The sequence below is a fragment of the Vibrio sp. DNB22_10_4 genome (genome assembly GCF_052879755.1).
Window position 1 is genome coordinate 1 of the sequence record NZ_JBNNXW010000099.1, and the last position, 252, is coordinate 252.

The window sequence follows — 252 nt, forward strand, 5'->3', positions numbered from 1 at the left end:
CCTGTACGCACGCCGCGCGCTGCGCCAGGGCTTTGCCTTCCCGCTCACACCCGAGGACTACGTCAAGTTTGCCGAGAGCTTCGGCTTTGAAGAAACGCCCGACCAGGCCGCCGCCATTGCCGCTGTCATCGCTGACATGACCTCGGGCAAGCCGATGGACCGCCTCGTCTGCGGCGACGTCGGCTTCGGCAAGACAGAAGTCGCCTTGCGCGCCGCGTTCGTCGCAGTCATGGGCGGCAAGCAGGTCGCCAT

The 252-nt window shown here is 66.3% G+C and carries 1 pseudogene; it reads left to right on the top strand.

Going from position 1 to position 252, the window contains the following annotated elements:
* A pseudogene (locus ACVA6Q_RS24825) lies at positions 1-252 on the top strand (transcription-repair coupling factor); the annotation flags it as partial.